Source organism: Methylobacterium sp. 275MFSha3.1 (genome assembly GCF_900108435.1).
Lineage (GTDB): Bacteria > Pseudomonadota > Alphaproteobacteria > Rhizobiales > Beijerinckiaceae > Methylobacterium.
Genome location: NZ_FNWP01000011.1, coordinates 69,842 through 82,601, shown reverse-complemented (window position 1 = coordinate 82,601; position 12,760 = coordinate 69,842). Strand labels below are relative to the sequence as shown.

At 73.1% G+C, this 12,760-nt stretch carries 13 protein-coding genes; 4 read left to right on the top strand and 9 right to left on the bottom strand.

Translation table 11 applies throughout. From position 1 onward, the window contains the following. Window positions 1–23: 23 nt before the first annotated feature. Entirely contained in the window at window positions 24–863 is an 840-nt protein-coding gene (gene trpA / locus BLW78_RS14950) for a tryptophan synthase subunit alpha (protein ID WP_091680511.1), read from the bottom strand. A gap of 198 nt (window positions 864–1,061) precedes the next feature. Here trpA and BLW78_RS14945 point away from each other — a divergent pair, with 198 nt between their 5' ends. From BLW78_RS14945 to BLW78_RS14935, 3 genes are all read left to right on the top strand, one after another. Further along, entirely contained in the window at window positions 1,062–1,727 is a 666-nt protein-coding gene (locus tag BLW78_RS14945; protein ID WP_091680510.1) for an HAD-IA family hydrolase, read from the top strand. 95 nt (window positions 1,728–1,822) lie between these two features. Continuing rightward, window positions 1,823–2,605 carry a fumarylacetoacetate hydrolase family protein gene (locus BLW78_RS14940; protein WP_091680508.1) on the top strand — a complete coding sequence of 261 codons (783 nt, stop codon included), beginning with the start codon at window positions 1,823–1,825 and terminating at the stop codon, window positions 2,603–2,605. 113 nt (window positions 2,606–2,718) lie between these two features. Further along, window positions 2,719–5,391 carry an MGH1-like glycoside hydrolase domain-containing protein gene (locus BLW78_RS14935; protein WP_091680507.1) on the top strand — a complete coding sequence of 891 codons (2,673 nt, stop codon included), beginning with the start codon at window positions 2,719–2,721 and terminating at the stop codon, window positions 5,389–5,391. A gap of 41 nt (window positions 5,392–5,432) precedes the next feature. On the opposite strand, the gene BLW78_RS14930 is transcribed toward BLW78_RS14935, so the two are convergent. Continuing rightward, entirely contained in the window at window positions 5,433–5,840 is a 408-nt protein-coding gene (locus tag BLW78_RS14930; RefSeq protein WP_026604910.1) for a Ros/MucR family transcriptional regulator, read from the bottom strand. Window positions 5,841–6,143: 303 nt separating this feature from the next. Here BLW78_RS14930 and BLW78_RS14925 point away from each other — a divergent pair, with 303 nt between their 5' ends. Next, the gene (locus BLW78_RS14925) at window positions 6,144–7,241 is read left to right on the top strand and encodes an NAD(P)/FAD-dependent oxidoreductase (RefSeq protein ID WP_091680505.1); all 1,098 of its coding nucleotides are present in this window, start codon (window positions 6,144–6,146) and stop codon (window positions 7,239–7,241) included. Between the two features lie 20 nt (window positions 7,242–7,261). On the opposite strand, the gene BLW78_RS14920 is transcribed toward BLW78_RS14925, so the two are convergent. The 7 genes from BLW78_RS14920 to BLW78_RS14890 form a co-directional block, all read right to left on the bottom strand. Then, on the bottom strand, window positions 7,262–7,978 hold the full coding sequence (locus BLW78_RS14920; RefSeq protein ID WP_020093033.1) for an LrgB family protein: 717 nt from the start codon (window positions 7,976–7,978) through the stop codon (window positions 7,262–7,264). A gap of 3 nt (window positions 7,979–7,981) precedes the next feature. Next, window positions 7,982–8,386, bottom strand: a complete 405-nt coding sequence (locus BLW78_RS14915; RefSeq protein WP_020093032.1) for a CidA/LrgA family protein — start codon at window positions 8,384–8,386, stop codon at window positions 7,982–7,984. A 15-nt stretch (window positions 8,387–8,401) separates the two neighbouring features. Further along, window positions 8,402–8,863, bottom strand: coding sequence for a tellurite resistance TerB family protein (locus tag BLW78_RS14910; RefSeq protein WP_020093031.1), 462 nt, complete (start codon window positions 8,861–8,863; stop codon window positions 8,402–8,404). A 113-nt stretch (window positions 8,864–8,976) separates the two neighbouring features. Continuing rightward, window positions 8,977–9,768, bottom strand: a complete 792-nt coding sequence (locus BLW78_RS14905) for a DJ-1/PfpI family protein (RefSeq protein ID WP_170855158.1) — start codon at window positions 9,766–9,768, stop codon at window positions 8,977–8,979. A gap of 16 nt (window positions 9,769–9,784) precedes the next feature. Continuing rightward, entirely contained in the window at window positions 9,785–10,468 is a 684-nt protein-coding gene (gene tenA, locus BLW78_RS14900; protein WP_091680503.1) for a thiaminase II, read from the bottom strand. 3 nt (window positions 10,469–10,471) lie between these two features. Then, window positions 10,472–11,146: a response regulator gene (locus BLW78_RS14895; RefSeq protein ID WP_012320334.1), complete on the bottom strand. Its 675-nt coding sequence runs from the start codon at window positions 11,144–11,146 to the stop codon at window positions 10,472–10,474. Then, complete coding sequence (locus tag BLW78_RS14890; RefSeq protein ID WP_091680502.1) at window positions 11,143–12,624, bottom strand: ATP-binding protein; 1,482 nt, start codon at window positions 12,622–12,624, stop codon at window positions 11,143–11,145. The genes BLW78_RS14895 and BLW78_RS14890 overlap by 4 nt, the downstream gene beginning before the upstream one ends. Between the last annotated feature and the right edge of the window lie 136 nt (window positions 12,625–12,760).

Below are 12,760 nucleotides of genomic sequence, written 5' to 3'. Positions count from 1 at the left end.
GCCAGGGGTGCCCGGTCCGCCCGTCAGGCGGCCCGCCCGACGCCCGCCGACCGCACGCCCGCGGCGAGTTCTCGCACCAGCTCCGTCACGGCCTCGACGCTTCCGCCCTGCGCCCGGCCCTCGCCGTCGAGGGAGCGCACCAGGGCGTCCACGAGCGCGGAGCCGACCACGACGCCGTCGGCGCCCTCGGCGATCGCCGCCGCGTGGGCGCCGGTCTTGACGCCGAACCCCACGACGACGGGCAGCTCGGTGTGGCGGCGGATGCGGGCGACCGCCTCGGAGACCTTGCCGAAATCCGGGGTCGCCGTCCCGGTGATGCCGGTGATCGACACGTAGTAGACGAAGCCCGCCGTGTTCGCGAGGACGGCCGGGAGGCGCCGCTCGTCGGTGGTCGGGGTGGCGAGGCGGATGAAGGCGAGGCCCTTGCCGAGGGCCGGCAGGCACAGCTCGGAATCCTCCTCGGGCGGGAGATCGACGACGATCAGCCCGTCGACGCCGGCCGCCAGCGCGTCGTCGAGGAAGCGGTCGACGCCGTAGGTGTGGATCGGGTTGTAGTACCCCATCAGCACGATTGGCGTGGTGTCGTTGCCGGCGCGGAAGCGGCGCACGAGGTCGAGGGTGCCCGACACCGTCTGGCCCGCCTTGAGCGCCCGCAGGCCGGCCGCCTGGATCGCCGGGCCGTCCGCCATCGGGTCGGTGAACGGCAGGCCGAATTCCAGGATGTCGGCGCCGGCGCCCGGCAGCGCCTTCAGGACCTCGAGCGAGGTCGCGGGATCGGGATCGCCGGACATCACGTAGGTGACGAGGACGGACCGGTTCTCCGCGCGGGCGCGGGCGAAGGTGGCGTCGATGCGGCTCGGCATGGTCGGTCGATATTCGCTTCTGCAGGGCCGCCGACGGCCCGGGATTGCCCCCGCGCTACACCAAAGGCACCGGCCCGTGAAGCGGGCGGGCCCGCGGCGACCGCGGGCGAAGGCGTCCCGGAGGCCCGGCCACGCGCGAGACGCGGCCATGCGCGCGGGCCGGTTGCCGAGACGGCGGCGCCGGCCTAGCCCTCGCCCATGCCCGAGTCAGCCCTCCCGTCGCGCCCCCTGGCGGCGCTCCTGTTCGACATGGACGGGACGATCATCAGCTCGATCGCCTCCGCGGAGCGGATCTGGTCGCGCTGGGCCGAGGCGCACGGCCTCGACGCGGCGTCCTTCCTGCCGACGATCCACGGCGTGCAATCGGTCGAGACCATCCGGCGGCTGAACCTGCCGGGCGTCGATCCCGTGGCCGAGGCGGCCGCGATCACCGAGGCCGAGATGGCGGATGTCGACGACATCGTGGCGATCCCGGGGGCGCGGGCCTTCCTGGAGGCGCTGCCGCGCCACCGCTGGGCGATCGTCACCTCGGCGCCCCGGCGGCTGGCGGAGCGCCGCCTCGCGGCGGCCGGAATGCCGGTCCCCGACCTTCTGGTGGCCGCCGAGGACGTGGCGCGGGGCAAGCCCGCGCCGGACTGCTTCCTCCTGGCGGCCGGGCGCCTCGGCGTCGCGGCGCCGGACTGCCTCGTGTTCGAGGACGCCCCGGCCGGCATCCGGGCGGCCGAGGCCGCGGATGCGGCCGTCGTGGTCGTCACCGCGACCCATCACGAGCCGGTGAGGACCAATCATCCCACCATCGCCGACTACACCAGGCTGCGCGTCGCGGCGGCCCCGGACGGGATCCGGGTGACACGGACCGCCTGAGCCTCTCCATCCCGGCCGCGGATCCGCTGGCGGCCGGCCCCGCCCGGTCGTATCGCCCGCTTGCGCCGCGCGGATCGCGGTGAAGGGACACGGCCATGGTGACGATCAGTCGACGCCGCGCGCTCGGGGCGGTCGCCGCCGGGGCCGCCGCGGGCCTCGGCCCCGCCGCGGCCGCCGAGGCGCAGCCGGCCCCGCTGTTCCCGCTGCCGCAGGCCATCATCCCGATCCTGGGCGAGGCGCAGGTCTTCCCGGTCCGCCGGATCTACTGCATCGGCCGGAACTACGCGGCCCACGCCCGCGAGATGGGCTCCGACCCGTCGCGCGAGCCGCCCTTCTTCTTCCAGAAGCCGGCGGATGCCGTACAGGTCGTCGCGGGCGGCGTCGCCGACCATCCCTACCCGTCGCTGACCCAGAACTACCACCACGAGATCGAACTCGTCGCCGTGCTGAAGTCGGGCGGTCGCGACATCCCGGCCGCGCAGGCGCTCGACCACGTCTACGGCTACGCCACCGGCCTCGACATGACCCGCCGGGACCTCCAGCGCGGCATGGGCAACCAGAAGAAGCCCTGGGAGATCGGCAAGAGCTTCGACCAGTCCGCGCCGATCACGCCGATCCTGCCGGTCGCCCGGGTCGGGCATCCAGCGCGCGGCCGCATCCGGCTCGCCGTGAACGGCACCGTGCGGCAGGACGCCGACCTGTCGGACATGATCTGGTCGGTCGCCGAGCAGATCGCCGAGCTGTCGCGGGCCTTCGAGCTGAAGGCGGGCGACATCGTCTTCTCGGGAACGCCCGAGAATGTCGGGGCGGTCGTCCGCGGGGACGTGCTCGCCGGCTCGATCGAAGGCCTGCCGGACCTGTCGATCCGCATCGTGTGATCGCGCGTCGCGCGATCCCCCGCGGCGATCCGGTCGCGGCGGGGCGTTGACTTTCCCTGCCGGCGTCGCGGCTTTATCCGGTACGGATCCGCGGGGGCAGGAGCAGCGCGCGTATGACCAAGCCCGACGGCGTGCCGCCGCACCTCTTCGAGACCGCCGAGGGCCGCCGTCTCGTGGAGGCCCGCTCCGATCCGGCGTGGCGCCGCTGGGGGCCCTACCTCAGCGACCGGCAATGGGGCACGGTGCGGGAGGATTACAGCCCGAAGGGCGACGCCTGGGACTACCTGCCCCACGACCACGCCCGGTCCCGCGCCTATCGCTGGGGCGAGGACGGGATCGGCGGCTTCGGCGACCGCCACCTGAACTGGTGCCTGTCCCTGGCGCTGTGGAACGGGCGCGACCCGATCCTGAAGGAGCGGCTGTTCGGCCTGACCAACCAGGAGGGCAACCACGGCGAGGACGTCAAGGAACTCTACTACTACCTCGACGGGATCCCGACCCACGCCTTCATGCGGATGCTCTACAAGTACCCGCAGGCCGCCTTCCCGTACGGGCGCCTGGTCGAGGAGAACGCGCGGCGCGGCCTCGACGACCCGGAATTCGAGCTCCTCGACACGGGCCTGTTCGACGAGGGCCGCTACTTCGACGTCGAGATCGCCTACGCCAAGGCCGCCCCCGACGACATCCTGATGCGGGTGACCGCGACCAACCGCGGCCCGGACCCGGCCGCCCTGACGCTGCTGCCGCAGCTCTGGGCCCGCAACACGTGGTCGTGGAAGCAGGGCACGCCGAAGCCGGAGCTGATGGCCGGGTCGGAGGGCTCGGTCTGGGCGCGCCACCCCGAGATGCCGACCTTCCGGTTCTTCGCCGAGGGCGCGGGCGACCTGCTGTTCACTGAGAACGAGACCAACACGCACCGGCTGTTCGGCAGCGGCCCCGCCGAGGGCTTCTACAAGGACGGGATCGACCGGTGCGTCGTGGGCGGCGACCGGGCCGCCGTCAACGCCCTGTCCGGCACCAAGTGCGCCGCCCGCTACGACCTGCATCTCGGCCCCGGCGAGACTCGGACCGTGCGCCTGCGCCTGCGCGCCGAGACCGCGCCGGGCGCGCCCTTCGCGGATTTCGACGCCGTCTTCGCCGCCCGCGAGGGGGAGGCCGACGACTTCTACGGGGCGCTCCAGGCGCCGATCGCCGATCTTGAGATGCGGCTCGTGCAGCGGCAGGCGCTCGCCGGCATGCTCTGGTCGAAGCAGCTCTACCATTACGACGTGCGCGAGTGGCTCGCCGGCGACCCGGCCCAGCCCGCGCCGGCGCCGGAGCGGCGGCACGGCCGCAACAGCGACTGGTCGCACCTGCGCGCCAACGACATCATCTCGATGCCGGATGCCTGGGAGTATCCCTGGTTCGCCTCCTGGGACCTCGCCCTGCAGGCGATCGTGTTCGGGCTCATCGACCCGGACTTCGCCAAGAACCAGCTCCTGCTGCTGGTCGACGAAGCCTACACCCACCCGAACGCCGCGCTGCCGGCCTACGAGTGGGGCTTCGGGGACGCCAACCCGCCGGTCCACGCGCTGGCCGCCTGGCGGGTGTTCGAGCTGGACCGGGCGCTCACCGGCCAGCCGGACCACGCCTTCCTCAAGCGGATCTTCAACAAGCTCACCCTGAACTTCACGTGGTGGGTGAACCGGAAGGATTCCGACGACCGCAATCTGTTCCAGGGCGGCTTCCTCGGCCTCGACAATATCGGGATCTTCGACCGGTCGAAGCCGGTCGGCGACGGCGCCACGCTGACCCAGTCCGACGCGACGGCCTGGATGGCGACCTACGCGCTGAACCTGATGCGGATCGCCATCGAGCTGGCGCTCGACGACCCGACCTTCGAGGACATGGCGGAGAAGTTCTTCGAGCACTTCCTCCTCATCGCCGGAGCCACGGGAGCGGGCGTGTGGGACGAGCCGGACGGCTTCTTCTACGACGTCATCGAGACGCGCGACGGGCAGCGCCTCCCGATCCGCGCCCGGACCATGGTCGGCCTGATCCCGATCTTCGCGGTGGCGGTGATCAACGAGTGCGACCTCGCGCGGCTGCCGTCCCTGCGCAGCCGGATGGTGTTCTTCCTCAAGAACCGCCCGGACCTCGCGACCCTGGTCTCGCGCTGGAACGAGCCCGGCGAGGGCCAGACGGCGCTGCTGTCGCTGCTGCGCGGGCACCGGCTGAAGGCCCTGCTCCACCGCGCCCTCGACCCGAACGAGTTCCTCTCGGATTACGGGCTGCGTGCCGTGTCCCGCGTCTACGCGGACGAGCCGTTCTGCTTCGCCTGGGACGGGCGGGACCTGGGGCTCGCCTACGAGCCGGCCGAGTCGCGCTCGCGGCTGTTCGGCGGCAACTCGAACTGGCGGGGACCGGTGTGGATGCCGGTCAACTACCTGCTCATCGCCGGGCTGAACCGCTTCCACGACTATTACGGCCCGGATTTCCGGGTCGAAGCGCCGACCGGGTCGGGCCGGACCTACGCGCTCCGGGAGATCGCCGCCCACCTGTCACGGCGGCTGATCAGCCTCTCGACCCGCCGCCCGGACGGGCGCAGGCCGGTCTACGGCGACAGCCGGATCGAGCAGGAGGATCCGCATTTCCGCGACCACGTCCTGTTCTACGAGTACTACCACGGTGACAGCGGCCGCGGGGTCGGCGCGTCGCACCAGACCGGATGGTCCGGGCTCGTGGCCCTGCTGATCCAAGAAGTGGCGACCGCCGCCGCCGAGGCGCAGAACCCGGGCTGGCCGTGAGGACCGGTCGCCGGGCTCGCGCGCCGGCGACCGACGCCCATTTACTCCGCGGCCTGCTGCATCCGCAGGCGCTGGCCCTCGCCGATCTGGCGGGAGATCGTCGAGCGGCGGGCGCTGTAGACCGCCGAGACCAGCGGGTAATCGACGGGCAAGCCCCACTTGGCCTTGTAGGCCTCGGGCGTGAGGCCGCGCATCGTCAGGTGACGCCGCAGGGCCTTGTAGGGTTTGCCGTCCTCGAAGCTGATGAGCGTGTCCGGCCGGATCGAGGCCCGGATCTGCGCCTCGGTCGGCCGCCGGACCTGCGGCTCCGCGGGCTGGTCCAGGGCGGTGATCGAGCGGTGTACCTCGGAGAGCAGGTCCGGCAGCGTTCCCGCCGGGACACTGTTGCGCGTGACGTAGGCGCTCAGGATCTTTGCGGCGAGTTCGACGCTCGGCGATGTCATCTGCATGGTCGTCACCTCGATTCTACGTGTTTCGGATGTGGCTCTCGTCGGTTTCCGTCGGGCTCTTCGCCGCCGACGGCCGGTGCATGTCCCTGAGACGTTCTCGGCCTCGGCCGGAGGCGGCGGATGGCCTCATTATGGGCCAGTCCGCCGCCGCTACAACCGAGCCGCGCATTTATCGCGCCGATATTTCTACTTAGGATTGAGATTTAGGGTCAACGACGAATCAACGGGCGCGTCGTTGTTCCGGCTCAAGTGCGGTATTGAGGACTCACCTGCCCAACCGGGCGCGTTGGAGAACGCGAAGACATGGAGGCCCTGGTCGTCGGAGCCGGCGTCGTCGGACTCGCCATCGGGCGGGCACTCGCGCTGCGCGGGCATGCCGTCATCGTGGCGGAAGCCGAGGACGCCTTCGGAACGGGGGTCTCCTCCCGCAGCTCGGAAGTGATCCACGCCGGCATGTACTACCCGAGTGGATCCGAGCGCTCGCATCACTGCGTCGAGGGCGCCCGCCAATTATACAACTTTTGCGCGAGTCATGGCGTCCCGCATCGCGCGTGCGGCAAGCTGATCGTCGCGTCCGACGACGCGGAGGCCGAGAAGATCGCGGCGATCCGACGCCAGGGCGAGGCCAACGGCGTCCCGGGCCTCGAACTCCTCGACGGACGCGCCGCCCGGCAGCTGGAGCCGAATCTCGCCTGCACGGTGGCGCTGCACTCGCCACGCACCGGCGTCGTCGACAGCCACGCGCTGATGCTCGCCCTGCTCGGGGCGATCGAGGATCACGGCGGCGCGCTCGCCCTGCGCACCCCGGTCGAGGGCCTGACGCGGCGGGACGGGCAGTGGCGGGCCGCGTTCGGCGGCGCCGAGCCCGGCACGATGGCCTTCGACGCGGTGGTCAACGCCGCGAGCTTCGGCGCCCCGGCCCTGGCCGCCGGCACGGAGGGCTACCCGGCCGAGCGCGTCCCGACGCTGCGCCTCGCCCGCGGCAACTACTTCGGCTGCACCGGCAAGCCGGCCTTCTCGCGGCTGATCTACCCGGCGCCGCGGATCGACGGCGGCCTCGGCATCCATCTCACCCTCGACCTCGCCGGCCGCACCCGCTTCGGGCCCGACGTGGAGTGGGTCGACGGGTTCGACTACCGGGTCGATCCCGCGCGCGCCGAGGCCTTCTACGGCGCGATCCGGCGCTACTGGCCCGGCCTGCCCGACGGGGCGCTGTACCCGGACTACGCGGGCCTGCGGCCGAAGCTGACCGGGCCCGGCGAGGCGGCGGCCGACTTCCGGATCGACGGGCCGGCCGAGCACGGCCTGCCGGGGATCGTGCACCTGTTCGGGATCGAGAGCCCCGGCCTGACCTCCAGCCTGTCGCTCGCCGAGGCGGTGGCCGACCGGCTGGACGCCTGAGGCCACAGAACAGCAGGTGCTCAGAACAGCAGGTGCAGCGCCAGGGGCGCGAGGATCGCCGTCAGGAAGGCGTTGAGCCCCATGGCGATGCCCGCGAAGGTGCCGGCGACCTCGCTGACCTGGAAGGCGCGGGCCGTCCCGATGCCGTGGGCCGCGAGCCCTGCGGCGAAGCCGCGGGCGCGCATGTCGCGGATCCGCAGGAGGTTCATCATCGGCGTCACGAGGATCGCCCCGATGATGCCGGTGAGGATCACCAGGATCGCCGTGAGCGTCGGGTCGCCGCCGAGCGCCTCCGCGATGCCCATCGCGACGCCCGAGGTCACGGATTTCGGGGCCAGCGAGACGAGGATCGGCTGCGGGATGTCGAGGAGGCGCGCGAGGCCGATCACCACGGCGAGGGTGGTGGCCGAGCCGGCGGCGAGGGCCGCCAGCATCGGCGCGAGGGCGCGCAGGACGGTCGCCCGCCGCTCGTAGAGCGGCATCGCCAGCACCACGGTGGCGGGCCCGAGCAGGAAGTGGACGAACTGCGCGCCCTCGAAATAGGCCCCGTAGGGCGTGCCGGTGACGGCCAGGACCGCCCCCACCAGGACGACGGTGATGAGGACGGGGTTGGCGATCGGGTGCCGACCGGTCACGGCGGCGATCCGGTCCGCCAGGACGTAGGCGGTCAGCGTCACCGTCAGCCACAGGAGCGGCGTCTTGGCGAGGTAGACCCAGAGCGAGAAGTCGCCGGCCACCCGTCAGGGCTCCCCGTCGGTCCCGCGCCGCTCGACCAGGGCGGCGACGGCGCGGAACACCAGGACGGTGACCAGCAGCGACAGGGCGGTCGAGACGACCAGCACGAGGGCCAGTTTGGCGCCCTGTGCCCGCAGCAGGTCGAGGCGGCCGACGACGCCGACGCCCGCGGGGACGAACAGGAGCGACAGGTTCATCAGCAGCCCGCGCGCGGTCGTCTCGAGCGTCCCGTCGGTCAGCGGCTTCGGCAGCACGCGCGGCAGGCCGAGGCGGGCATTGTCGCGCAGCAGCAGGAACGCGAACATCAGGCCCATGCCGATCACCGGCCCCGGGATCGGGACGCCCGCGCCGCGCGCGAGGGCTTCGCCCAGCAGCTGCGCGAGCAGGATCAGGGCCAGACTGGCGATCATCGCGGGCGGCCGGGACTACGCGGCCGCGACGCCCTGCTGTCCGCTGCGGCGGGCCGCCGCGATGGCGGCCTCGTCGAAGCCGAGCAGGCGGCCGAGGCGCTCGACCAGCGCCTCCTCGAACTCGTCGACGTTGCCGTCCGCCGCCGCCACCGACCACGCCATGGTCAGCAGCTCCTCGCGCTCGGACCGATCGGCCTCGTGCGGGATCATCTCCACGAGGCTCGCCACGTCGCGCACCTCCGAATCCATGGCGGCGGCGCGCTCGATCAGCGCCCGCGCGGCGTCCGGACCGTCGGCGTAGTGGCCCTGCACGAGGCGCGAGAGGCGCTCGCTCTCGGCCGGCGCCAGGATGCCGTCGACGCGGGCGACGTGGACGAGGAGCGCGGTGGCCGCGAGATGCGTCTCGTCCACGGTCTCCTGCGTGCCGACGCCGAGAGCCTCGGCCGCGTAGGCGCGCAGGCGTGCGATCAGGGACATGGCGGCTCCGGGGGATCGTGCACCGCAACAGTTCGGGCCCCGGCGGCGCGCCGTCAAGCACGCCGCCGCACGTCGCGCCGGACCGTGGCCCGGTTGCATCGCCGGCGCGGCGCTCACCGGCGCGCTGCGGCCTCCGCCCCCGTCACCAGCGGCGCGAGGATCGCCTCGGCCGCCCGGACGGTCGCGGACCCGGCCTCGGCGGGCGTGCCGGCGCGGAAGGGCGGCGCCGGGGCGTACTCGGCGACGAGCTGCGCGGTGCGGGCGTAGGAATCCCCGCGCAGGCGCGCGGCGAGCGCCAGCCCGAGATCGAGCCCCGCCGAGACCCCGGCCGCGGTGACGCGGTCGCGGTCGAAGACGACGCGCTCGGCCACCGGCCGGGCGCCCAGGAGCGGCAGCACCGCGTCGCGCACGCTCCAGTGCGACGTCGCGCGGTAGCCGCGCAGCAGGCCCGCCGCGCCGAGGATCAGCGATCCGGTGCAGACGCTGGCGATCCAGCCGGCCCGGGCAGCGCGGTCGCGCAGGAAGGCGAGGAGCGCCGCGTTGCCCATCTGGGCGGGGGTGCCGTCGCCCCCGGGGACGAACAGGACGTCGAGATCCGCCGGGCAGGTCGCGAAGCCGTGGGTCGCCACCAGGACGAGGCCGGTGTCGCTCGTCACCGGCCCGGGCTCCGCGCCGACGAGGTGGAGGTTGCCGGGCGCGAGGCCGGCGAGGAAGGTCTGCGGCCCCACGAGATCGAGCGCGGTCAGGCCCGGATAGACCAGCATGGCGATCCGGACGGGACGATCCGGCGGGATCGGCGCCGGATCGCCGGCGGCGGCGGCCAGGGCCGGACGGAGCGGCGCGACCAGGGCGGCGGCGAGCGCGGCGGCGACGAGATCGCGGCGGCTGGCGTCCGGCGCGGTCACGGGCGCGCCGGGCGGGTCACAGGGCCCAGGCCGCGTCGCGGTAGGCGCTGTCCCAAAACTGCCACTCGAGCCGGGTGGCCTGCGTGAACGCCCGGTGCATCCGCGCGCGCTCGGCCTCCGACGCGCCCCGCACCGCGCAGTCCGTGGCGGCGATCATGGCCGCGACCGCCGCGGCGAAATCGTCGCCCGCGTAGGTGTCGATCCAGGCGCGATACGGGTTGTCGGGCGCCGCGCGGGCGAAGATGTCGTCGCCGACCGCCTTGTAGATCCAGAAGCAGGGCAGCAGGGCCGCGCAGACCACCGCGTAGGGCTCGGCGTAGGCGGTGGCCGTGAGGTAGCTGACGTAGTGGTCGCAGGCCGGCGTCAGGGGCGTGGCCGCGAAGGTGTCCGGCCCGATGCCGTAGTCGCGGAAGAAGCCGCCGTGGAGGGCGCGCTCGACCACGATCGCCTCCTGCGCAGCGCGGGAGAACTGCACGATCGTGTCCGGATCCGGCGCCTTCGCGGCGGCGAGGCTCAGCGCCCGGCCGAAGCCGATCAGGTAGTGCGCGTCCTGCACGATGTAGTGCCGGAACCGGTCTTGCGGCAGCGTGCCGGCGGCGAGCTCGGCGTTGAACGGCATCGACCGGATGGTCTCGTAGGCGGCGGCGTTGCGCGCCCAGGCCTCCCGGGAGAAGGCGTCGTCAGGTCCGGGGGATGCCACGGCTTAGCCCTGCCGCTGCGCGTGGGTGACGGCGACGTGGATCAGCTCGGCGAGGGTGCGCACGCCGAGCTTCTGGCGCATCTGCGAGCAGGCGTTCGTCACGGTCTTGTAGCTCACCGACAGGTCGGCCGCGATGGCTCCGTAGGAGCGGCCCTGCGCGAGGCGCGCCAGGATCTGCTGCTCGCGGGGGGTCAGCTGCGATTCCGGCGCGCGGCGGGCGTCGGCGCGCAGCATCGCCACCTCGGTGGCGAGGCGCCGATCGAGGTAGACCTCGCCGACGCGGACCTTGGCGAAGGCCTCGAACAGCTCGGCCGAGGCGTGGTCCTTGAGGACGTAGCCCAGGGCCCCCGCCTCGAGGGCGCGGGCGACGATCACCGGGTCGTTGTGCATACTGAAGACCAGGATGCGCGTCTCGGGCGCGACCGCCCGGATCCGCCGGATCAGGCCGAGCCCGGCCATGCCGCTGCCCTGGAAGGTCAGGTCGCAGATCACGACCGGCGGGCGGAGCCGGTGGAAGATCCGGTAGCCGCCGACGACGGTCGTCGCCTCCGCGATGGTCTCGACGCCGGAATCCTCCAGCACGCGTCGACAGCCCTGCAGGACGATGGGGTGATCATCGATGACGAGAACCGGCAGGCGCGTGGCGGCGGCGTCGATCTGGGATGCGATGGCGTTCATGCGCTCGGCGCGGTGTTGTTCTCGTCGCCCCGGTCGGGCGGAACGGGGATCGTGATCCGGACGATCGCCCCGGGGCCGGCATTGTCAAGGGCGAAGGTGCCGTCGAGGGCCTCCACGCGCTCGCGCATTCCCGACAGACCGAGCCCGGTACCGTGTTCCGGCGGGATTCCGGTGCCGTTGTCGCGGATGGTGAGGTCGATCCGGCCGCCGGTCTCGGCCGCCTCGGCCTCCACCCGGGTCGCGGCGCCGTGCCGCACGGCGTTGGTGGCGCTCTCCTGAACGCAGCGGAACACCGTGAGGTCCACGAGGTCGCCGTAGCCCCGGGCCAGCCCGTCGAAGCGGCCCGCGAAGGTGATGCCGGGATGGCGCTGCCCGAAGCCGCGCAGGAGCAGGTCGAGGCAGGTCGCCAGGGGCGCCTGCCCGAGGCCGTGCGGCCGCAGGCGGTTCAGGAGTTCCCGGTTGACGGTCTGGACCTGCCCGACGATCGCGCTGATCTCGGCCGCCCGGGCGGCGAGCTTCTCGCGGCTCGGCTCGGCCGCGCCGGAGGCGATGCGGCCGATCGAGGCGGCGTTGGCCTCCAGGGCGAACAGGCACGGGCCGAACTCGTCGTGCAGCTCCAGGGCCGTCCGGCGGCGCTCGTCGTCCTGCGCGGTCAGGAGCTGGCGGTTGAGGCGGCCGTTGGCGGCCCGGACCTCGCCCAGGGCCTCGGCGACCTTGTTGAACCGCTCGGCGATCACGGCCAGCTCCCGGGCGCCGGGCGGCTCCAGGCGGGCGGTGTAGTCGTGGTGCTCCAGCTGGGTCAGGCCGGCGCCGAGCCGCCGCAGCGGAGCGAGGATCCGGCCCAGCGCGATGTAGAGCGCGATCAGCATCGCGGCGTTGATCGCCAGGGTGGTCAGCGAGAGCGCCCGGGCGTAGCCCCAGATCTCGTCGATCTCGTCCATCGGCTGCGTGGTGATCTGCGCCGTGCCGAGCCGCCGCCCGTTGACGACGATCGGAAGGGCGTGGCGCTCGATCGGCGGCATGATCAGGTCGGCGAACCAGCGCGGCGCCTCCCGGTCGGCGCGCGGCGGCGGCAGCGGCCGGCCGACCTCGTCGCCGTCCGCGTCGAGCACCGCGACCCGGACGTGCCGGAGGACCTTGAAGCGCAGGTCGAGGGTCTGGAGCAGCGTGTCGGGCGCGGCGGTGTCGGACAGGCGGATCGTGTCGGCCACCAGCGACTCGACGGTCGCGAGCGACGCGCGGGTCTCGACGCGCACGGCCGACCGGGCGTTCAGGACGATGACCGCGCATGAGATCACGGCCGCGAAGGCGTCGATGAGCAGGACCACCGCGACGAGCCGCGCGCGGGTGGACCACGCCGACCAGGGCCAGCGGCGGAGCCGGGGAGCGTCCGGCGCTTCGGCCGTCTCGGTACGCGGGGACAGGTTCGGGCGGGTATCCACGCGCTGACGCATAGCGACCGCGCCGGCGAAGTCCATGGCGCCCGCCGCGGGCGGCCGGCGGAGTGGCGACCCGGACGTGCTCAGGCCGCCCCGCCCCCAGTGCAGCGGACGGGGCGAACACCGATTCTTAAGCGGCGTGGCGTAATCTTGTGGATAGCCGCGCCAGGACTGG